This window comes from Acetivibrio sp. MSJd-27 (assembly GCF_018918095.1).
Lineage (GTDB): Bacteria > Bacillota > Clostridia > UMGS1840 > HGM11507 > HGM11507.
The window spans coordinates 1-21,219 of the sequence record NZ_JAHLPV010000014.1 but is presented as its reverse complement, the minus strand read 5'-3'; the positions used below and the strand labels follow the sequence as shown (position 1 = coordinate 21,219).

The 21,219-nt window shown below is 45.3% G+C and carries 17 protein-coding genes and 1 riboswitch; of the genes, 8 read left to right on the top strand and 9 right to left on the bottom strand.

All coding sequences use genetic code 11. The features are described 5' to 3' along the window. Nucleotides 1-477, top strand: a complete 477-nt coding sequence (locus tag KQI32_RS06635) for a hypothetical protein (protein ID WP_177689751.1) — start codon at nucleotides 1-3, stop codon at nucleotides 475-477. Nucleotides 478-622: 145 nt separating this feature from the next. On the opposite strand, the gene KQI32_RS06630 is transcribed toward KQI32_RS06635, so the two are convergent. The 5 genes from KQI32_RS06630 to thiD form a co-directional block, all read right to left on the bottom strand. Further along, the gene (locus KQI32_RS06630; protein WP_177689752.1) at nucleotides 623-1,996 is read right to left on the bottom strand and encodes a TrpB-like pyridoxal phosphate-dependent enzyme; all 1,374 of its coding nucleotides are present in this window, start codon (nucleotides 1,994-1,996) and stop codon (nucleotides 623-625) included. 387 nt (nucleotides 1,997-2,383) lie between these two features. Then, a complete protein-coding gene (locus KQI32_RS06625; RefSeq protein ID WP_216424396.1) occupies nucleotides 2,384-4,978 on the bottom strand; it encodes a hypothetical protein in 2,595 nt (864 codons plus the stop codon). A gap of 320 nt (nucleotides 4,979-5,298) precedes the next feature. Continuing rightward, entirely contained in the window at nucleotides 5,299-6,600 is a 1,302-nt protein-coding gene (thiC, locus tag KQI32_RS06620; RefSeq protein ID WP_216424419.1) for a phosphomethylpyrimidine synthase ThiC, read from the bottom strand. 52 nt (nucleotides 6,601-6,652) lie between these two features. Further along, nucleotides 6,653-7,291: an HAD family phosphatase gene (locus tag KQI32_RS06615; RefSeq protein ID WP_216424395.1), complete on the bottom strand. Its 639-nt coding sequence runs from the start codon at nucleotides 7,289-7,291 to the stop codon at nucleotides 6,653-6,655. Beyond that, on the bottom strand, nucleotides 7,288-8,100 hold the full coding sequence (thiD, locus tag KQI32_RS06610; RefSeq protein ID WP_177689756.1) for a bifunctional hydroxymethylpyrimidine kinase/phosphomethylpyrimidine kinase: 813 nt from the start codon (nucleotides 8,098-8,100) through the stop codon (nucleotides 7,288-7,290). Before thiD ends, KQI32_RS06615 begins: the two co-directional genes overlap by 4 nt. Before the next feature lie 66 nt (nucleotides 8,101-8,166). Continuing rightward, nucleotides 8,167-8,267: riboswitch (TPP riboswitch) on the bottom strand. Between the two features lie 103 nt (nucleotides 8,268-8,370). On the opposite strand from thiD, the gene KQI32_RS06605 reads away from it, so the two are divergent. Next, nucleotides 8,371-9,138: an AraC family transcriptional regulator gene (locus tag KQI32_RS06605; protein WP_177689758.1), complete on the top strand. Its 768-nt coding sequence runs from the start codon at nucleotides 8,371-8,373 to the stop codon at nucleotides 9,136-9,138. A gap of 241 nt (nucleotides 9,139-9,379) precedes the next feature. Here KQI32_RS06605 and KQI32_RS06600 read toward each other — a convergent pair whose 3' ends face one another. The 3 genes from KQI32_RS06600 to KQI32_RS06590 form a co-directional block, all read right to left on the bottom strand. Next, nucleotides 9,380-10,294, bottom strand: a complete 915-nt coding sequence (locus tag KQI32_RS06600; RefSeq protein WP_374197059.1) for an aldo/keto reductase family oxidoreductase — start codon at nucleotides 10,292-10,294, stop codon at nucleotides 9,380-9,382. A gap of 12 nt (nucleotides 10,295-10,306) precedes the next feature. Beyond that, a complete protein-coding gene (locus KQI32_RS06595) occupies nucleotides 10,307-11,605 on the bottom strand; it encodes a DUF1015 domain-containing protein (RefSeq protein ID WP_177689760.1) in 1,299 nt (432 codons plus the stop codon). 158 nt (nucleotides 11,606-11,763) lie between these two features. Continuing rightward, a complete protein-coding gene (locus tag KQI32_RS06590) occupies nucleotides 11,764-12,915 on the bottom strand; it encodes an ABC transporter ATP-binding protein (RefSeq protein ID WP_177689762.1) in 1,152 nt (383 codons plus the stop codon). Between the two features lie 216 nt (nucleotides 12,916-13,131). Between KQI32_RS06590 and rlmD the strand changes: the two genes are divergently transcribed. From rlmD to nth, 3 genes are all read left to right on the top strand, one after another. Continuing rightward, nucleotides 13,132-14,559: a 23S rRNA (uracil(1939)-C(5))-methyltransferase RlmD gene (gene rlmD, locus KQI32_RS06585; RefSeq protein ID WP_216424394.1), complete on the top strand. Its 1,428-nt coding sequence runs from the start codon at nucleotides 13,132-13,134 to the stop codon at nucleotides 14,557-14,559. 98 nt (nucleotides 14,560-14,657) lie between these two features. After that, nucleotides 14,658-15,731, top strand: coding sequence for a GGDEF domain-containing protein (locus KQI32_RS06580; protein ID WP_177689764.1), 1,074 nt, complete (start codon nucleotides 14,658-14,660; stop codon nucleotides 15,729-15,731). 222 nt (nucleotides 15,732-15,953) lie between these two features. Then, complete coding sequence (gene nth / locus KQI32_RS06575) at nucleotides 15,954-16,589, top strand: endonuclease III (RefSeq protein WP_216424393.1); 636 nt, start codon at nucleotides 15,954-15,956, stop codon at nucleotides 16,587-16,589. Between the two features lie 171 nt (nucleotides 16,590-16,760). On the opposite strand, the gene KQI32_RS06570 is transcribed toward nth, so the two are convergent. Beyond that, nucleotides 16,761-17,669, bottom strand: a complete 909-nt coding sequence (locus tag KQI32_RS06570) for a GGDEF domain-containing protein (protein ID WP_216424392.1) — start codon at nucleotides 17,667-17,669, stop codon at nucleotides 16,761-16,763. Between the two features lie 354 nt (nucleotides 17,670-18,023). On the opposite strand from KQI32_RS06570, the gene KQI32_RS06565 reads away from it, so the two are divergent. The 3 genes from KQI32_RS06565 to KQI32_RS06555 all read left to right on the top strand — a co-directional run bounded on the left by KQI32_RS06565 (nucleotide 18,024) and on the right by KQI32_RS06555 (nucleotide 21,092). Then, a complete protein-coding gene (locus KQI32_RS06565) occupies nucleotides 18,024-18,359 on the top strand; it encodes a helix-turn-helix domain-containing protein (protein WP_374197058.1) in 336 nt (111 codons plus the stop codon). A gap of 153 nt (nucleotides 18,360-18,512) precedes the next feature. Next, nucleotides 18,513-19,718 (top strand): GGDEF domain-containing protein, encoded by a 1,206-nt coding sequence (locus KQI32_RS06560; protein ID WP_216424391.1) that lies wholly within the window; start codon nucleotides 18,513-18,515, stop codon nucleotides 19,716-19,718. A gap of 12 nt (nucleotides 19,719-19,730) precedes the next feature. Beyond that, nucleotides 19,731-21,092 (top strand): RsmF rRNA methyltransferase first C-terminal domain-containing protein, encoded by a 1,362-nt coding sequence (locus KQI32_RS06555; RefSeq protein ID WP_216424390.1) that lies wholly within the window; start codon nucleotides 19,731-19,733, stop codon nucleotides 21,090-21,092. Nucleotides 21,093-21,219 lie beyond the last annotated feature (127 nt).

Here is a 21,219-nt window from a genome sequence, read left to right as displayed (position 1 = left end):
TTGAACAGAAGAAGAAAAATAGCAATCATTTGTTTTGTTTGTGTATTTCTTAGTGCCACTTGTGTTTACGGTCTTGCGACCAACGACGCACTGATCACGGAAGGCTACTTGAACGAGGTGTTCTTCCCAAAGGTTAAGGAATACATAAACCAAGTTGTATCACAGAATCCCGGCACTGACCAGCCCGGTACTTCGCCTGGTTCAAGCGAGATTTTCACCGTCGTATCGGTAAAGGAAGGTCAGAATTTTTATGGGAAGGAAGGCTGTGAATTTATCTTAAGACAGGGCGCCGGTACTGTTATCGCATCAGAACTGGGCGGCCTGAATGATGTCACAAGCGGTGTGGATTTGGGAAACGGGCAGGATGTTCCTCCCAACCACCTACTAATTGTTCCCAGAAATGATTCCCGCGGGTTCACTGCAGCCAGAGATGTTTTGATCATGGTAAAGGGCGGATATCTGATTGAACAGAAATAACATTTCTATGGTTCATCTTTTCCATGATTCCTTGAAAGGCTATCCGGTTAAACCGGATAGCCTTTCAAATTGTAGTTGAAAAAACAAAAAAGCAACGCTTGGGCTTTCGCGCTGTAGCGTTGCTTTTCATCTTATCTGTTTTTTATCAGTCTATCTTCGGCAGACCGTCGAATCCAATCTGAAGCTCTTCGTCAGTCGGAACGTAATCCCGCATTTCCCCGTTGTGGAACTTTTCATAGGCAACCATATCAAAATAACCGGTTCCAGTCAGTCCGAACACAATGGTTTTTTCCTCGCCGGTTTCCTTGCACTTCATCGCCTCGTCAATGGCAACACGGATTGCATGACTGCTTTCCGGAGCAGGCAAGATCCCCTCCACCCGGGCAAACTGCTCTGCCGCTTCAAAGACGGAAGTTTGCTTTACGGAAACTGCTTCCATCAGTCCATCATGATACAGCTGTGAAAGAGTGGAGCTCATGCCGTGATAACGCAGACCGCCTGCATGATCCGCCGCGGGAATGAAGCCGCTGCCCAAGGTATGCATTTTTGCAAGTGGACAAACCATACCAGTATCGCAGAAATCGTATGCAAATTTCCCTCTGGTGAAGCTGGGACAGGAGGCGGGTTCCACCGCGATGATGCGGTAGTCTGCTTCACCGCGGAGCTTCTCGCCCATGAAAGGAGCAATCAGTCCGCCCAGATTGGAACCGCCGCCGGCACAGCCGATAATGATATCCGGCTTAATTCCGTATTTGTCCAGGGCTGTTTTGGTTTCCAGACCGATCACGGATTGGTGCAGCAGCACCTGATTCAGCACGCTGCCCAAAACATAGCGGTATCCTTCCTTCTTCGTCGCAACTTCGACTGCCTCAGAGATTGCGCATCCTAAACTTCCGGACGTGCCGGGATGTGCTTCTAAAATTTTTCTTCCCACTTCGGTGTCCATAGACGGAGATGGGGTAACCGATGCACCATAGGTACGCATCACCTCGCGGCGGAAGGGCTTCTGTTCATAGGAAACCTTCACCATATATACCTTGCAGTCCAAACCGAAATAGGAACAAGCCATAGAAAGCGCTGTTCCCCATTGACCGGCTCCGGTCTCGGTTGTAACACCTTTTAAGCCTTGTTTTTTTGCATAGTAGGCCTGTGCGATAGCAGAATTGAGCTTATGGCTCCCACTGGTATTGTTTCCCTCGAATTTATAGTAAATCTTTGCAGGTGTCTGCAGCTTTTCCTCGAGACAATAAGCGCGTACTAAAGGGGAGGGGCGGTACATTTTGTAAAAATTCCGTATCTCCTCGGGAATCTCAAAATACGCCGTCGTGTCATCCAGTTCCTGTTTTACCAGTTCCTCGCAGAATACCGGCTGCAGTTCTTCCTGTTTCATCGGCTGCAACGTTCCCGGATTCAAAAGCGGAGCGGGCTTATTTTTCATATCCGCCCGTACATTGTACCAGCTCTTTGGCATCTCACTTTCTTCCAGATAGATTTTGTAGGGAATCTCCTGTTTTGACATCTTCATGTCTCCTTTCTTTTTCATTTGGGAAAGGATAAAAAAATACCCTTATCCCAGAATTATTTCAATGCTGGGACAAGAGTATATCATTTCAATATAATCCTGCGGTGCCACCCGGCTTGACGCTTTTGCGCCCTCTTTACGCATACCCTTGATATGCAGACTTTTGTTAACGGAGTGCCATACTCCGGCTTACATACTAAAAGAGGAATCTCTTTTTTCCGTTCGCCCTCGGAAGTCCATTCAGCTTCTGTCTCCTTACCGCAATCCCACCATCTGCGGCTCTCTGGAAAGAAAATCAATGAAACCTACTCACTCTCCCTCAATGGTTTCTACTAACAGTATAGCAGAAAATATACTTTTGTCAATACTGTTTTTTGCTTTTTATCAGATAACTGAAACAATCGCATCGTTGTAAACCGTAATTTTTTCCTCGGGCGCTTCCTCGGTACAGTAGACGACATAAGCTTTCATGTAATATCCTTCCGAGGGAATGCCCCCCAGAACACATATTCCATATTGGTTTTGCGTGCTCAGCGCGGTTTCCGCTTTCAGTTTCTGGCAGGAATCCGGAGAGCTTTCCAAAAGCGCGCGATCCTCGCTGTAGGCAATCCCCCACTCCAGAACTTGATATCCATAGCCCGGCTCCACTTTTCCGAATGTGATACTGCTGGAGCGGTCATCGGAGATATACGCTGCGGTGTATCCGATCGGTTGAGGCGCGGCAATGATCCGCTCGGTGAAGTTCACGGTGATTGTACTGTTTTCTGTAATTGCGGGAGTGGTATAATCGGATTGAACGCCGGGTATTTCCGCCCCGTTGAACAAGAGGCTTCCCACCTCATATCCGTTATCCGGCTGAATTGCTATCGTAAAAGGTTGTCCTCCCTTTGCGTATACTGTCCCGCCCGGGGATACCTCTCCATTTCCAGTTTGGATTATATCAACACGGTACATTGCGGTAAACGGCTGCACGTGCTCATTGGCACGAAGCTGTGGGAATGGAAAGTCTGTATTGCTTGCAACAGGTTTCATCTCCCAAACATTTGTAAAATCAAAGCCTGTATACGCGCTTGAATCGGTTAGGGATACGGCAGACAATCCTGTTGCGCCGCTGTCATTCCGCGCGCCTTCAAAGCTGTTGAAATAGACATTGGATGCCTCTGCGTTTTTCCCAGTACCAAACAGCACATCACCCGCTGGTTTCTCCAGCTGAATAGAATAGGAATTGCGGACTGTCACGGTACTGCTTCCGGCCAATCCGCCTGTAAAATCAGCACTTTCCAGTTCTCCGATATTATAGCAGTTTTCAATTACGCAAGCTTTGGCGTCCACACGCGCGGCGATTCCGCCTGTATAGCCGTTATTGTGGGTAGACGTAATATTCCCTGTATTAAAGCACTGGGATATCAGTCCGCTGGTGTTAAATCTGCCAATGATGCCGCCGAACTGTCTCGTCGTACGATTCATATCCCCGTAATTTCTGCTCGTCTCAACCGTTCCTCCCATGGTAAGTCCCGCAATTCCGCCGCAATAAAAATACGCACTGAGGTTTGCATCTGTCCCTTGAAGCGTACCATAATTGCTGCATCCGGAAACCTTCTTTCCGCTATACAGCTGTCCGACGATACCACCTTCATAAAAATAAGAGCTGTTGCTTGGATTTGCATTTTCAGGGTATGCGCCCAAAATCGCTCCGTCTGCTCCATTGACACAGTTCACTATGGAGGCAGCCCTGTTTTGTCCTACGATTCCACCGGTATAAGTCGTTTTACTAATCTGTTCATTGGTTACAGGAAATTCTGCGGAAACGGTACCTTTGTTTTCACAGCCGGATACAACCGCCGCCGTATTGTCTGTATAGCCAGCAATCCCGCCTATATTGATGGTTCCGGAAGTGTCATCCTTCTCGTCCGTGAAGATAAGCCCTTCGTTTACACATCCGGTAATATTCCCTGCGGAAAAGCCCACGATACCGCCGACATTTGTTCCAGAAGAGCGAATCTCCCCTTTATTAATGCAATTGCTTACCGGTGTGGAGATATTATTGCTCTTTCCAAGAATGCCACCCACGCCATTGGTGCTGCTCCCCGAAGATATGATTTTCCCTTCATTGACGCAGGTATCGATGACTGAGTTCTGGGTATAGCCCACAATACCTCCCACAGCGTTTGCCGTGGTGATCTCCCCGAAGTTTTTGCATCCGGTTATTGTCGCTTTCGGTCCCATCGCTTTGCCGACTATGCCGCCCAGACGGCTTTTGGCCCCCAGTATTTTCCCATGATTTTCGCAGTTTCTCACCGTTATGGTATCATTGCCGCTGCCGATTTCACCGATCACACCTCCGAAATCAGCAGTCTGTTCGGTCTCAGGTGTATAGGTAATCTGCCCATAATTGACACAGTTTTCAATTAAAATCGTTCCGTTTGTCGAAGCGCTGTTGTTGTATACTGCTCCGATAAGCCCTCCAGATCTCAGGTTACTATCTGCAGCATAATGGATGGTAACAGCAGCATAGCTTGAAATGTTGGTCACCTGCACATTGGAACCTGCCGCAATATATCCCACCAAGGCACTGGTATACCCTGTGTTGCCTCCAGTCACAGCTCCCGTCAGTACCAGATTATCCAGAATAGCGTTTTCTGCAATACTGTCGAAGAGGGTTGCCCTTTCTGTCGAACCTGACCGGTCAATGTTCAGATTGATGGTATTCTGCCCGTCTTTCCCATATAGCTTTCCTTTGAAATTTGTGATAGGAGTTGGATTATTCAGTGTAATCCCCGACTCGGCCGGAGTGCGAAGCTCAAACACGGCCGTTTTGAAGCTATGAATTTGATTGAATTCTTCCGCCGTGGTGATAATATAGGGATTTTCATCCGTCCCAGCTCCCTCCCCGCTGTAGCTGACCGCAGACACCGGAATGCCGCTAAGGCAGGACACCATTACGGCGAGCGCAATGAATACCGCAAGTTTTTTTCTCATATTCCTTACCTCCTTGTTTCTGTGTGATCCCTCTTTCTTCAGACAGCGAAAGAACTTTGGAAAAACAAACTGGAACCGCTGTCTGCAAAAGAAATACAGGATCCCTGAATTCTATTTTATACAGAAAAAACGGGAAAAGAAAGGTATCTTTTTCCCGTTTATATATACTATATTCTCATTTTTATACCATTTATGACAGGATAAAATCCTGTGTCATGATACAAGCGATTTAACCTTGCGAAACAGGAGATATTTGTGCGCCGTTTGCTTCATAATCCATATTTGGATCTCATACAAAAGCGGAAAACATATTAACAAGATCATATCAGATTGATATCTTCGCCTTTCAGAATTTTGTTCATGTTGCGAACAGCACACATTTTTCCACACATGGTACAGGTGTCCTCCACCTCCGGCTGTGAGCTTGCGCGGTAGTCTCTGGCCTTCTCCTCGTCAATGGAGAGCCGAAACATCTCTTCCCAGTTGATCTCTCTTCTCGCCTTTGCCATTTTGTCATCCCAGTCTTTGGCTCCCTTGACTCCCTTCACCAAATCACCGGCATGCGCTGCGATACGGGAGGCGATAATCCCCTCTTTCATGTCCTCCAAATCCGGAAGCCGCAGATGCTCCGCCGGAGTCACATAGCATAGGAAATCTGCTCCGCTTGCCGCGGCGATCGCCCCGCCGATTGCACTGGTTATATGATCGTAACCTGGCGCGATATCCGTCACTAAGGGTCCCAATACATAGAAGGGAGCATTATGGCAAAGCTTCTTCTCCAGCATCATATTTGCCTGAATTTCATCCATTTTCATATGACCCGGTCCTTCGACCATGACCTGCACATTTTTTTCCCACGCCCGCTTGGTCAGTTCTCCCAAAACCAAAAGCTCGGAAATCTGCACCGGATCGGTCGCATCGTCAATACAGCCGGGACGGCAGGCATCCCCCAGGCTGATCGTCACGTCATACTGTGCAAGAATGTCCAACACCTCGTCATAATATTCGTAAAAAGGATTCTCGTTCCCTGTCATCTCCATCCAGGCAAACAGCAGAGAACCTCCCCTTGATACAATGTTTGTCATCCTGGGATTCTTTTTAAAATGCGCCGCCGTCTCCCGGTTGATTCCGGCATGGATTGTCATAAAATCCACGCCCTGCTCCGCATGGCACCTAACAACATCCAAAAATTCTTTTGCCTTTATTTCACATAGTTCCTTTTCCAGAAAGCCTACGGCATCGTACATTGGCACGGTTCCTATCATAGCGGGGGAATAATCCAAAAGCTTTTGCCGGAAGTCATAGGTTTTTCCGTAGGAGCTTAAATCCATAATTGCTTCCGCCTTCAGCTCTATCGCTTTTTTCACCTTGTTCATTTCCATCTCTACATCATTGCAGTCTCTGGATATCCCCAAATTGACATTTATTTTTGTCCGCAGGCCATGCCCGATTCCTTCAGGGGAAAGGCTTTTGTGATTTCTGTTTGCCGGGATAGCCACCCAGCCTTTCGCGACCAGATTGCAAATCTCATCGGCAGTCTTACCCTCTTTCCGCGCCACGGTTTCCATCTCTTGTGTGACAATGCATTTTTTTGCAGCATCCATCTGTGTTGTATATTCCATTTTTCTCACCTGTTTTACCGCCTGCCTGGCGGTCCTTTCTTTTATTTTGGTATTACAGCAGTTCCTGAAAGCTTACAATATATCGATCTGCTGTCTTTTTTATTTCATCCCGTTCCGGCAATGATGCATCGTCCTCAACTGCCGTCACCATCATTCCGGCTTTTTTTGCGCTTTGCACAGCAATCAGGATATCTTCGAATACCATGCAGTGTTCCGGCGCAACATTTAGTTTCCGAGCCATTTCCAAATAAATTTCTGGCTTTTCTTTCCCGTTACCCGCCTCGTCTGAGGTGAGGATACGGTCAAACAGTTCAAAAATACCATTCCGTCTTAAAAATGCCTCACAATTTTCTCGGAAATTCGAGGTAAGAAGCGCCAGCTTCACCCCACACTGATGGAGACGCTGTAAATATTCGAAAGCCCCCTGCTTTAGAAACAACTCATTGCCGTAATAGTGGTATACCATGCCCATCCATTCCCGGCGGATTTCTTCCGGTGTCATTTCCAGAGCAAAATGATGTGCCAGATAAGCAGAGGAGCTCTCGAAGGTCATATTTTTGAATTGGTTGTTCAATCCGGGGGGCGGAGTGACATTCTTTTTTTCCAAAAAACGCTGTGCTAAGCCCTCCCAGATCCACATAGAATCCACCAGTGTTCCGTCCATATCAAAAATCGCACCCTGAAAGTTCATGCGTCCTCCTCCAACAGCCCTGCTTTTCGATACAGATCATAGAAATGATGTGTCGGTCCGATTCCATGTCCCAGTTCAATGCCGTGCAATATTCCGGTTGCCACATATCCTTTGGCCTGCCGTATACTCTCTTCACAGTCAAGGCCTCTTGCCAGATAGGCTGCGATTGCGGATGACAAGGTGCAGCCGGTTCCATGGGTATTTTTATTCTTCAGCCTCGTTCCGTGAAATACCGTCCATTTTTCGCCGTCAAAGAAGGTATCTATCGGCTCGCCCTCCAGATGCCCCCCTTTTATTAAGACGCTGCGCGCACCCATCGCACAAATTTCAGCCGCTGCTTTGCGCACTTCCTCCGCGGAGCGAAGTTCCCTGTCCACAAGAACCTGTGCTTCTTCCAGATTGGGCGTCAGAATCCAGGCAAGCGGCAACAACTGCTCCTTCAATGCTTTCACAGCGGACGATTTTAACAGCGGACAGCCGTTTTTAGACACCATGACGGGATCAATAATCAGGTATTCCGGTCTATAATACCGCATTTTCTCCGCGATTACGCCGATTGTATCCTCTGCGGACACCATACCTATTTTCACCGCATCCACGGCAATATCCGAAAAAACGGCATCCATCTGCGCCGCGACCACATCGGGGGGCAGATCATAAACACTCTGAACCCCCAGCGTATTCTGTGCTGTGACAGATGTGACAACGCTCATGCCGAATGTTCCCAGTGCAGAAAAAGTCTTTAAATCTGCTTGGATGCCTGCCCCTCCACTGGAATCGGAGCCTGCAATGGTCAAACATCTTTTCATAGCCTGTCCTCTTTTCCATCCTATATTTGCAACAAAAAACAGCCTACCTTAAAGATAAGCTGTGTTCTTTCAAACGGCTTTCTTTCCTCCGGCAGTGTTAACTACTTCAGGTTCAAAGGGTCAGGTTTTAACCTTCTCAACATCGAAATGTCCCCCTAGAAATCCAATCATTCAATTGTTTCTTTTATCATAATACAAATCGCGCATTTTGTCAAATAAGGATTGCAGGCAAGCCGGAATCATGATACACTTGTGGAAGGAGCTGATACTATGGAATTTTCCTTCTTGTCCCATGTGGAGAGACCCCAGTATACGGATACACAGCCGGCTTTCCACGACTGCTATGAAATTGTTTATTACATAAAGGGTACCGGCTATACCGTTATTGACGGCTATGAATTCCGGTACCATCCGGGTACCTATGCCCTAATTCCGCCCTATACAAGGCATGAAGAAAAACGTCTTGCGGATTCCGAACTGGTTTTTGCCGGATTTCACATCCCAGATCCGTCCGTTGTTTTAGAAAAGGGTTTATTTTCGGATCCCGACAAAAGTATTCATTATATTATGGTTAAGATGGAGCGGGAATTCACGAAGCAATCGCCATTCTACGGCAGATACCTTAATATCCTGTGCGAGCAGATTGTTCTGAGATGTCTTCGCAGACAACAGGCAGATAAAGATAATCCGATTCAAACGGCAATCACATATATTAACATACATTTTAATAAAACGGTAAGTCTCCAAGCTTTAGCCAGCAGAACCGGCTATTCCTATCACCGTTTCCGCCACATATTTAAAGAGCAAACCGGACTCCCCCCTGCGGAGTATATCTTGGAGAAGCGTCTTATGTGTGCAAGAATGTATTTGATGAATACCTCTTTGCATATCGCTCAGATTGCACAGAACTGTGGTTTTTCCTCCCTCTCCCAATTTTCCAAGCTGTTTAAAGCCCGTGTAGGTTTTTCCCCCAGAGAATATCGGAAGTTTAAGGAATGGAAAGAGGTTCAGACCCCTGCTCTGGACGATGTTCTGTAAAGATTTTCCGCTCTGAAAACATAAAATTGCTTCGCAGGTTCCATAGGGTTATTGCCCCGTTATGCAGCGATTGAGCAGGCAGCATCTTGCTTTTCGTTCAATAAAGTCTTGTCCCGTCATTCACCGAGGACAATGGCGCTGCCGCTTCGTGCGGATATAGAACCCGCCGTCGAAAGAGGCGGGAACATCTTGCCCGCAGTTATTTTTACGAAACAACAGCCCGACTGAAACATTGTCCTTTTTACGGCAATACATTTCCGGCAGAGCGGTATATCTCATACCACTCTTCCCTTGTCAAAGCAATTTTCAGCGCTTTGGCAATCCCCTTTAGCCGTGCAGGGTTCATCGTCCCGACAACCGGCTGCATACGGGCGGGATGCCGCAGAATCCAGGCGATTACAATTGCTTCCGGCGATGCGGATTTCTCCTCCGCCATGCGATCGATAGTCTGGTTTAAAACATTGAATTTTTCCCGGTTATTCAGGAATACTCCTTCCATAAAACCATACTGAAAGGGGGACCAGGGCTGAATCGTGATGTCCTTCAAGCGGCAGTAATCCAAGACGCTTCCGTCCCGCTCCACCGCCGAATCATTCTCCATATTCACATTGAGCCCGTTTGTGATCATAGATGCATTGGGGATGCTCAGCTGCAATTGATTCACGCAGACAGGCCGATTCAAATATTTGGAAAGCAATTCTATCTGCATGGGCTTCTCGTTGGACACACCGAAATTCCGTACTTTCCCCGACCGATACAATTCGTCAAACGCCTCCGCCACCTCCTCCGGATCTGCCAGAGCATCCGGTCGGTGAAGCAGCAAAACATCCAGATAATCGGTTTGCAGGCGCTTTAAAATTCCGTCCACGGAATTCACGATATGCGACTTGGAAAAATCATAAAAACCCTTGCGGATACCGCATTTCGACTGCAAAATAATTTTTTCGCGGACTTGTGCATTCATCCCGATTGCGCGGGAAAAGATCTCCTCCGATTTTCCTCCCCCGTAAATATCCGCATGGTCAAAAAAATTCATGCCGCAATCCAGGGCGGTATGTATCAGTTCAGCGGCACGCTTTTCCTCCAGGTTGCACATCCGCATACACCCTACAGCAATCCGGGGAACCTGCAATCCTGTTTTTCCGAGCTCCGTCATCATTTTTCCTCCCTACTCAAACTGATTCATCACAATTCCGGTTACCAGCTTCGGCCAGAAATAAGTCGATTTCTGGGGCATCTTCTCTTTATATAACGTGACATCCTTAATTTCATTGATCCGGGTTGCATTGAGAATAAAACTGCACTGGACCGTACCGTCTTTCACTCTGTCAATCGCCTCACTGAAATCACGGGTATAGCTCAGGTTTTTCTGGTTCGCCATGTTTTCCTTGTCGATCCCCATAAACCGTTCCAAAATGCCCGAATGAAGAATGGATACGTCCAGATTGCGGTAGGGCTCCGATTTTTCCGGAATCAGGTCATCCATCAACGTTTTATTTTTTAAGGTCAGAATGTAATAATAATCCTTTCCGGTATAGAATCCGAAGTTTTTTCCTTCCCGCTTGGAAAGTTCCTGTTCCATCTGCATCGGTTTTCCGCACTTTTCAACAGAAAAATCATGTTCCACTTCTTTCAGAAAATGTTCCTCTGAAAAATCAGATAAATCCCTCAGCATTCTATGGGTAGGAAAAACCAACAACCCCTCATTGTCCATATTGACCAGAAACATCATTACATAGTTAAACAGAGCATTCTCGGCATATGTCCCTTTTTCCTCCCGCAGCTTATTGCGGTAGTTCAACGCTGTCTCATAACGGTGATGTCCGTCCGCTATATAAAGCTTTTCAGCGCGAAAGAGGGAAATGATGTCGCGGACCTCTTTGTTTTCAGGAATAATCCACAGCCTTTGCTGTATCCCGTCATCCGTTGCAAAACAGATATCCGGCTCGCCGTCGGAAAGCGCGTCAATAGCCGGATAAATCTTTTTCTGTTCGTCCAGATAAAGGGAATAAATCTGGGAAAAGTTGCAGTTGGTTGCGCACATCAGATTGAACCGATCCGACTTGGCCTTGGACAGTGTTTCCTCATGGGGGAGCACCACTCCTTTATCAAATTCCTCCAGCTTCACCAAACAAATAATTCCCTTAAAGGATTTGGATTCCCCATTCTTCAGTTGAAAAATCTGCTCATAGATATAAAGGCAGTCTTTTTCATCCCTTTTCAGTACACCCGTATTCAAAAAATCCTTCAGCTGCTGTCCCGCACGGGTATATTTATTTTGCAATTCGCTGTCGCCTGCAAGCTCCATACCATACTCCAAGCGAATCACATTATTCTCGTTTTTTGCATAATACCCCTTTTGTTCCTCCGGTGAAATAATGTCATAGGGAGGCGTAACCAATTCCTTTAAATCTCCGGCGATTGAGGGATCATACCTAAGCCCCCGGAATGCTCTGATTTCTGCCATTCTCATATCCTCCAAACAATCTTTTTTGTATTTCATTTCCAATGCTTATCATACATGATTCTGAAGCGTTCGTCAACCAATGAAAATATCATCCTTTACAGCTTCTAATGCCCTATGAAATCAAACAAAAAGGCAGGCCTTAGCCTGCCTTTTTATCATTAATTGAAAATCGTTTTTTCGGTTTCTTTGTCGAACAGATGAATTTTGTTCAAGTCCAGAGCAACCTTGATCACGTCGCCGTGTTTTGCCTGTGTTCTCGGATTCACTCTCGCAGTGAATTTTTTGCCTTCGAAGTCCAAATACAGATAAGTTTCAGCACCCATCAACTCGGTTACTTCAACCTTCACGGAAATGACGCTGTCAGGTGACAGGTTCAGGAAAGCTTCTTCATCATGGATATTCTCAGGCCGGATACCCAGAACAACTTCTTTGCCCACATACTGATCCAGATTCTTTGCTGCCGCAACTTTACCATCCGGAATTTTAATGGAGTAAGATGCGAATACAACGTAATAGCCATCCTCTTTTTTCTCCAGCTTGGAATCGATGAAGTTCATCTGGGGGCTTCCCATGAATCCTGCAACAAACAGGTTTGCAGGTGTTTCATACAGAACTTGAGGAGAATCAACCTGCTGGATGATGCCGTCCTTCATAACAACAATTCTGGTCCCCATTGTCATAGCTTCTGTCTGGTCATGGGTAACATAGATGAAAGTGGTATTCAGTCTTTTATGTAATTTGGAAATTTCGGTTCTCATCTGAACCCTCAGTTTTGCATCCAAGTTGGACAGCGGTTCGTCCATCAGGAACACCTGAGGTTCACGAACGATTGCACGGCCAAGCGCAACCCTCTGTCTCTGGCCTCCGGACAAAGCCTTCGGCTTTCTGTCGAGAAGATGTTCAATATCCAGGATTTTAGCTGCTTCTTCTACTCTTTTCCGAATTTCTTCCTTCGGGATTTTGGTCATCCGTTTGGGATTCTGCGGATCCGGAACTTTTCTCAGTTTCAGAGAGAATGCCATATTTTCAAAAACAGACATATGCGGATACAGAGCGTAACTCTGGAACACCATCGCAATATCCCTGTCCTTCGGTGCAACATCGTTGACCACTTTGTCGCCAATCATAACCTGCCCGTCAGAGATTTCTTCCAGACCTGCAATCATTCTCAGTGTGGTGGATTTACCACAGCCGGAAGGGCCGACCAAAACGATAAACTCTTTATCTGCAATATCTAAGTTGAACTGTTTAACAGCTTCGACGCCATCGGCATATCTTTTTGTAACATTTTTTAAAGATAAACTTGCCATTTTTCTTACCTCCATTTTCCTTTTCATCGTTGGAACTTGATACTAATATACCATATTTGAGGGGCAGATACCATTGGATTATTCTACAAAAAAATTAAAAATTCCTTATACACTTTGACTATAATTTTTTGCCTAAAATTGAATTTTTCATAAATCTATGGTATATTGAATATGGTTTTTGTTTAATGTGTACAAATCTTTGAAAGAGAGAACAATATGAAGAAAAATGAGATATACTGCCTTTCCGTTACAGGGACAACCTCCGAGGGACTCGGAGTTGCCAAGCAGGACGGTCTGGTGATTTTTATCCAAGGCGCCATTGCCGGGGAAATGGCAGAGGCAAAAATCCTGAAAGTGAAAAAAAACATTGCCTATGCAAAAGTGGAAAAAATATTGACTCCCTCCGCCAGCCGTATCCGCCCTTCCTGTCCGGTTTTTCACCAATGCGGCGGATGCAGTTATCTGCATGTGTCCTATGAAAAGCAGCTGGAGATCAAACGGCAAAAAGTAACCGACTGCCTGAAACGAATCGGAAAAATCGAATTTCCGGTTTCCGGTACGCTTCCGTCTCCTCAGCCTTTTCATTACCGCAATAAGGTTTTCATTCCGGTTGGCAAAGATACGAACGGACATATTATCGCCGGTTTCTATGCACCCCGCTCCCACCGGATCCAATCCGCTGACGCCTGTATGATTCAGGACAGAAAGGCGCAGGAGGTTATAAATTGTATCAAGCAGTGGATGGAAGATTTTAAGCTTCCTCCTTACGATGAGAAAACCCACACCGGTCTGATACGTCATATTTATTTTCGTGTCGGACTCTCCACAGGACAGGTTATGGCAGGCGTTTCAGCCAATTCGAAAGTTCTTCCTCATGCGGACATTCTGGCAGAACGTCTGCTCTGTATTGACGGTGTTGCCTCGGTGATTCACAATGTCAATCAATTCAAAACCAATGTCATTTTGGGAGAAAAGACAAACATTCTGGCCGGATTACCTTATATTGAGGATAAGATTCTGGATACACGGTTTCGAATCGGACCGCTTTCCTTTTGCCAGGTGAATCCCTATCAGACGCCCCGCTTATATCAGGCAGCCTTGGATGCAATGGATTTAAACATCGATGATGTACTGTTTGATATCTATTGCGGAATCGGCACCATCGGTCTATGCGCCGCAAAGCGGATAAAGAAGCTTATTGGTATTGAAATTGTGCCGGAAGCTATCGAATACGCAAAGCAAAATGCGCTCTTAAATGATATTCAAAATGCCTGCTTCTTCGCGGGAAAAGCGGAGGAAAAAATTTTTGAATTGATAGATCAGGGAGAAATTCCCACCGCCGTGGTTCTGGATCCCCCCAGAGCCGGCTGCGACCGGAAGCTGCTGGAGGCAATCATCCGGCTGGCTCCGAAAAAACTCTGCTATATCTCCTGTGATCCTGCCACATTGGCAAGGGATTTGAACTATCTTGCGGAACATTCGGACTACCAAATACAGTCGGTTGTCCCGGTTGATATGTTTCCGCAGACAAGCCATGTAGAGACGGTGGTGTTGATGTCACGATGCAAGCCGGATGCCCCGATAAAGATCACACCGAAAGAGGCCGAACAGGGTGAACCCTACACAAAGAGAGGAGCGTGCTGACGGCGTATGGCAATGTCCAAAAGTATTGCGCCTATGCGAGGAAATATCAAGACATCGTCCTTTGACATGAATAATTGCCGACTGGGAGATTTGTTCAAATGGATTATTACTTTTTAATTATTACAATAATAGATGTTTTTGTTCTGGGAATAATGTGTGTTCTTACAAAATACAATGAAACGCTTAATTTACAGCAAAGGCGTTGGTTTATCAGTTCTTTTATTTTAATTATCTGTATTTCAATTCTGGAAGTAGTAACTGTTCTTGTAGATAATCAGTCTGCATCATTCAGGTGGATCAATATTCTTGCAAATTATCTGGGATTTGGGTTGACACCGGCAGTTTCGATTTTCCTTTCTGTTGCCTTGGAAAAAAATCGAAGCACCAAAAATGCCATTATTGTTGAGATTGTGTACCTGCTGTTTTTAGCGATATCTTTCCCGTTCAAGATAGTCTTTTACATTGATCAGAATAATCAATATACGCGAGAAGAATTCTTCGGAATATACCCTGTGGTTTATTGCGCCAGCATAATTTTTCTGCTTGTTTCGACTGTTCGAGTTGTTAGAAAACACCAGAACAGAAGCAGGAACATCGTTTATCTAATTGCTGCCTTTCTATTAGCGTCTACTATGCTACAGGTAGTTTTTCCGCAAATTCATGTAGCCTGGTTATGCGTATCGCTTCTGTCAATTCTTTACTTTACATATTGTAACGGTATGTGGCAGCAACTGGATGGACTTACCGGATTGTTAAATCAGAATAGTTACCTGAATAAAACTGCCTCATTGGGACAAAACGTTACTTTAATTGTTTATGATATTGATCATTTTAAACAAATAAATGATAATTACGGCCACTTAGTGGGAGACCAATGTTTGAAAGAAATAGCAGCTTGTATTATGAAAGCATATTCAAAAGATGGCCTTTGTTATCGCATTGGCGGAGATGAGTTTTGTGTTTTGTTGAATACAAGTGCAGATAAAGAAAGCTGCAATGAAATGCTGATAAAAGAATTGGATATCAGAAGAAAAACATTGAGTATACTGCCTTATGTGTCTGTTGGATCCGCTCCATTTACGGCAGGCGACAATGTTCAAAAAGTTAAAGAACTCGCTGATAGTAATATGTATCAAATGAAGAAGGAACATAAAAACGGGCAAACTATGTAAAGACGATGATTGGTTGCGCAGATTTTCGTTTGCTGAACTGTTGCCAGGAACACAATATAGCAAATATATATATTTCCAAATACATTTGTGAAAGGGGCAGTTTCCTTTCGTCCTTCACATTCATCATGTTCACTCAGTGTACATTGAACACTAAAAACCAATGAAATCAAATTAAAATTTAACCAATGATACAAATTCTATCTTCCGAAAGGAGTTGTTATTATGACAAAGAAAAAACTGGCTTTGGAGATTATTGAACGTTTGAAGAAGGAATATCCGACGGCGCATTGCAGTCTGGACTACAATCAGGCTTGGAAGCTGCTGGTGAGCGTACGTCTTGCCGCTCAATGCACCGACGCCAGAGTAAACATAGTGGTAAAGGAGCTGTACGCAAAATTTCCTGACGTGGACGCGCTGGCTTCAGCGGATGTGGAGGAGATCGAACAGATTGTAAAACCCTGCGGTCTTGGACACAGCAAGGCGCGGGATATCAGCGCCTGTATGAAAATCCTGCGGGACGAATACGGCGGGAACGTCCCGGATGACTTTGACGCGCTTCTGAAGCTCCCGGGAGTAGGACGGAAAAGCGCGAACCTTGTGATAGGGGACGTGTTCGGAAAGCCCGCAATCGTGACAGATACCCACTGTATCCGGCTGGTCAACCGCATGGGACTGGTGGACGGCATCAAAGAGCCGAAAAAAGTGGAGATGGCGCTGTGGAAAATCATTCCTCCCGAGGAAGGCAACGATTTTTGCCACAGACTGGTATACCACGGCAGGGACATCTGCACAGCGAGAACAAAACCTCATTGCGATAAATGCTGCATTGCTGATATCTGCCGTAAAAAGGGCATATAAAGAAGCCTTGTCTTTTTATAGAAACATCTTTTTCATTCCTTTCCTATCGCTGCAATATATTTTACAACTATGATCGCTCTTTTGAAATACCATTTTTTCTCCGGTATGTCGTAAAAAACGTCATGAATCCCCAATGGTTTCATGACGTTTTTCTATCTGTTCGTTATCTCTTCATCTCTGCGTGGAAAGCTCCGACTGTGCCGAATAGCAACATACCCTGTTCCTTCCGCCGGACTTTGCACCGTACAACGCTTTATCCGCTTTTGCAATAAGCTGTTCCGGCGTATCTTTTCCTTCCTCTCCCCGGACGGCAAAGCCGATACTGAGAGTCAGCCGTCCCTCTCTATACTGGGGAAAGGCAATTTCCAATTCCCACACTTTTCTTCTCAGCATCTCCGCAATGTCATGCATTTCATTGACATCCATGATATCCATCAGAACAACGAATTCTTCCCCTCCATACCGGAATGTCTCCGCTCTCTCATCCTTCTCATACTCCTTCAAAAGCACTCCAATTTTTTGTAGGCAGATATCCCCTGCCGGATGTCCATAGCAATCATTGTAGCGTTTAAAGTGATCGATATCCAGCATCATCACAGCATTGATTTTCCGTGTACCTGCTTTTTTTTCGTTCTGTATCACCTCGTATAACTTCCTGCGGTTAAAAAGCCCGGTTAAAAAATCCGTCTTCATTTTCAGCTGTGCCCGGCGTTTTAATTCAATGTTATCCAGCCGGATAAACCGCATATATTCTCCAACAAAAATACCACTGATGGCAAAACAGGCACTATTCAGACTGTCATCCAATGCGGCCTGATGTTCTTTTAGCAGAAAGGCCAACATAGTATAAACCAGATAGGACGCCAATACAGCAGTGTTTATCCGCCAGGATTTATCAAGGATTACCAATGGAGCCAGGCAATACAGGCCAATCAATACGGTTGTCTTCTGCTGGACATCTATTCTTAAACCGATATATGCGGCGAGAAGAAAAAGCATCGCTGATACAAGATAAAAACCGCCCGCCGCAAAATGCTGAATCCAAGAAAAGCGAAAAGCGATCAGCAGTATAAACATCATGCAAAACATACAGCAATAAATAAGCGGAATATTTTCGTAACACGGCAAAAACATGCTGGCAATAAAAAGTAATCCAAAAACAAGACAACCGCATACTAATACCCCATGTAATAATTCTAAATTGTTTTTTGCGATCTCGCGTTTGTTTTGCTGAAATAATTCGGATTGTCTCTTAAAATAAGCTAAGAAATTCACTTTCATAACCGCATCATTCCCCTTTTCGGCATAAACTGCCAATTGATTTCCAATTACATGCAATCATTATACCTCAGATAAAATATATTTTCAATACTTATGTGTATTAATTTAATAACTTTTTTATACTATTTTACCACTAAACTGCGAAGTATAATAGTGTCAGGAAAGATGGTGATTAAGCTGGATATACACAAACGCATGAAAGAACTAATGGAAGAGCGGAACTGGACGGAATACAAGCTGGCAAAGGAGGCCGGACTTTCCCAATCGACGATCTCCAATCTTTTTAAGCGGAATATGCTTCCCACCATACCTACATTGGAGGCAATTTGCGGCAGCTTCGGTCTGACGCTGAGCCAATTTTTTGCGGAGGGAAACATCATTTCACTGACCTCGCAGCAAAAAGAACTGATAAATTGCTGGAATGTGCTGTCCGAAGAACAGAAGGAAGCCCTGCTCCAGCTGATGAAAACGCTGAAAAAGAGAGTCTAATTTTCTGACACTCTGAAAAATGAAAGCGGACTGTAGCCAGGAGCGTTTTTTACACTCTCCGTTACAGTCCACTTTTTTTCTTGGCTTTTTCCCTTCCTGATGTTATAATAATTTTTAGATTATTATAACTTTGTAGTTAAGGGAGGATTTTCTATGACAGATGCCTTTATCAATGTTCTTTCCATTTCCTGCATATTAATTTTATTCCTGATTCTATGTGAATCCAGATATTCCGTAAAAAAAACATGGATAATCGGCATCAGTACCTATATGGTATGCTCCGCCGCTTATCTATTTGGCCTCTCATTGGGGATGTTTCCGGCGCTTTCGTCCGCATTGTTTCTGACGATACCCTCCTTTTTTCTTTGCGGTTCCATCGCAAAATACAGAGATTTTCGGTATATATTTACCTTCTGCACTGTCGATATTTTTGGGACGATTATCTTGGGAATTTCCAATATTCTGAATGCTATTTATGATCTTTCTGAAGTTTTTATGCTCTTGTGGACCGCCATATTATTCGCAGCCGCTTTTTATGTCATATACCGGATCCACAATACATATAAGGAGATACAGCGGGCGCTGAAAAAAGGCTGGGGCGGTTTGGCTTTACTCTCCATCTTTTTTTATCTCATGCTGTATCTTACCATTGGATATCCAGCGCCGCTGGTTCAGCGGCTGGAGTACGCACCTGTAGTGTTAGCTTATTTTGCACTGATTCTTGCTGTCTATGCGGTGCTGTTTCAGTTTATTAAAAACATGCGCAAAAATTACGAATTTCATCAGAACGAACAGCTTCTCAAGATACAGCTGGAACTGAAAAACAGTCAGCTAAAAGAGCAGGAGCTCTACCATAAACTGGCTTATATTGATCCGTTAACCCAGTTGTTCAACCGCGCCGCATTGGGAGACGAAGAAAAGAGTATCATAAGAAACCCCTGGAATTACTTACCTTTTTGCTGTGTTTTACTTGATTTGAATAATTTAAAATATGTAAACGATACCTTTGGACATATGTCTGGTGATGAGATTATCTGCGGCCTTGCCGGTGTTCTTATAAAATGCTTTTCGTCCGATGGGAAAACCTACCGCATAGGAGGAGATGAATTTTTAGTAACTCTGCCAAGGGTATCTGCAGAGAAACTTCCCATACATATTCAGAAAATCAAGGATGGCATTTCAGCTTATAATAAGAATCACAAGCTGCCGATTTCAGCTGCTATGGGTACCGCTGTCCTGTATCCCACAGATACAAACGATATTCCGCAGGATGCTTTCCAAAGATTATACCATGAGGCAGACGACAGCATGTACCGTGACAAGCAGAAACAAAAAAAACAGAGTGATTTTTATTTCTAACGAGGTGAACCGATGAACCTTCCCCAACCGTTTCGGCAACGAATGAAAAAACAGCTGCAAGAAGAATATGACGCATTTATACAAAGTTATGAGAAAGGACGTTTCCAAGGCCTTCGTGTCAATTCACTGAAAATTGAACCGTCCGCATTTACAGCACTCTCCCCCTTTTCCCTTACGCCGGTGCCATGGACGGAAAACGGCTATTATTATCCGGCAGAGGAACGCCCCGGCAAGCATCCATATTTTGAAGCCGGACTTTATTATATCCAGGAACCCAGCGCAATGGCCGCTGTGATATATCTTGACCCGGAACCCGGAGAACGCATTCTGGACTTATGCGCCGCTCCCGGAGGAAAAACAACCCATATCGCATCCAAAATGTTAAACAGAGGCCTGCTCATCTCCAACGAGATTCATTCGGGGAGAGCAAAAATTCTTTCCCAAAATGTGGAGCGTATGGGAATTATAAATACGGTTGTCACGAATGAAACGCCGGATCGGCTGGCAAACCGCTTTCCTGGCTATTTCGACCGAATACTGGTGGACGCCCCCTGTTCCGGCGAAGGAATGTTCCGCAAAGATCCCAATGCCTGCAGCGAGTGGAGCCTGGAAAACGTCGCCATGTGTGCACAGCGCCAAATGGAGATTCTTCTGGAAGCGGAAAAAATGCTTCGTCCCGGCGGCAGGCTGGTTTATTCCACCTGCACCTTTTCTCCGGAGGAAAACGAAGGGACAATCAGCCGTTTCATAGAGGCATGTCCATGGATGGCAATCCAGCCTGTGAACAGGGACAACTCCTTTTCCCCAGGCAGGGCGGATTGGATACGGGAACCTGCCCCCCATATTGCGGATACCATCCGTATCTGGCCCCATCTGGCACAGGGGGAGGGTCATTTTATCGCCGTCCTGAAAAAGAATGGCCTCGAATCGAATCATAAGTATATGTTTTGCCAGCCGGAGGGAAAGATTCCCTTGGCATTTTATCAATTTGCAGAGGAAACGCTTTCTTCCATCCCGCCGCAAAACCGATTCCTGTTCGGTGAAAATCTGTATTCTGTTCCAGCAGGAATGCTGGATATGAAAGGTTTAAAGGTGGTGCGTCCCGGCCTGCATCTGGGCACGTTGAAGAAAAACCGATTTGAACCTTCCCACGCTCTGGCGCTGACACTGAAACCAGATCAGGCAAAGCATGTGATTCCCCTCTCCTCCGATTCGCCGGAAGTATTCTCTTATCTGCGCGGAGACGTGATACAAGTCCAGGGCGAAAAAGGCTGGAATCTTGTCACGGTTGACGGCTATTCCCTGGGATGGGGAAAGCTGAGCGGCGGCATTCTAAAGAACCATTATCCAAAAGGACTGCGATGGCTGTCTTAAAAATTATTGGCTCTGTAAAGTTAACATGAAAAAATAGCACCCGCAATCAGCCAATCTGGCTAAGCAACGAGCAAAAGCTCGCGTTTGCGCTTTTTGGACAGCTCGAGGCCGGCGCACTGTGCCGGGG

Bases quoted from the DNA above. Each gene is read 5' to 3' on its own strand.
- KQI32_RS06630 (WP_177689752.1), bottom strand. From the start codon at position 1,996: ATGTCAAAACAGGAGATTCCCTACAAAATCTATCTGGAAGAAAGTGAG.
- KQI32_RS06625 (WP_216424396.1), bottom strand. From the start codon at position 4,978: ATGAGAAAAAAACTTGCGGTATTCATTGCGCTCGCCGTAATGGTGTCC.
- thiC (WP_216424419.1), bottom strand. From the start codon at position 6,600: ATGGAATATACAACACAGATGGATGCTGCAAAAAAATGCATTGTCACA.
- KQI32_RS06615 (WP_216424395.1), bottom strand. From the start codon at position 7,291: ATGAACTTTCAGGGTGCGATTTTTGATATGGACGGAACACTGGTGGAT.
- thiD (WP_177689756.1), bottom strand. From the start codon at position 8,100: ATGAAAAGATGTTTGACCATTGCAGGCTCCGATTCCAGTGGAGGGGCA.
- KQI32_RS06605 (WP_177689758.1), top strand. From the start codon at position 8,371: ATGGAATTTTCCTTCTTGTCCCATGTGGAGAGACCCCAGTATACGGAT.
- KQI32_RS06600 (WP_374197059.1), bottom strand. From the start codon at position 10,294: ATGACGGAGCTCGGAAAAACAGGATTGCAGGTTCCCCGGATTGCTGTA.
- KQI32_RS06595 (WP_177689760.1), bottom strand. From the start codon at position 11,605: ATGGCAGAAATCAGAGCATTCCGGGGGCTTAGGTATGATCCCTCAATC.
- KQI32_RS06590 (WP_177689762.1), bottom strand. From the start codon at position 12,915: ATGGCAAGTTTATCTTTAAAAAATGTTACAAAAAGATATGCCGATGGC.
- rlmD (WP_216424394.1), top strand. From the start codon at position 13,132: ATGAAGAAAAATGAGATATACTGCCTTTCCGTTACAGGGACAACCTCC.
- KQI32_RS06580 (WP_177689764.1), top strand. From the start codon at position 14,658: ATGGATTATTACTTTTTAATTATTACAATAATAGATGTTTTTGTTCTG.
- nth (WP_216424393.1), top strand. From the start codon at position 15,954: ATGACAAAGAAAAAACTGGCTTTGGAGATTATTGAACGTTTGAAGAAG.
- KQI32_RS06570 (WP_216424392.1), bottom strand. From the start codon at position 17,669: ATGATGTTTATACTGCTGATCGCTTTTCGCTTTTCTTGGATTCAGCAT.
- KQI32_RS06560 (WP_216424391.1), top strand. From the start codon at position 18,513: ATGACAGATGCCTTTATCAATGTTCTTTCCATTTCCTGCATATTAATT.
- KQI32_RS06555 (WP_216424390.1), top strand. From the start codon at position 19,731: ATGAACCTTCCCCAACCGTTTCGGCAACGAATGAAAAAACAGCTGCAA.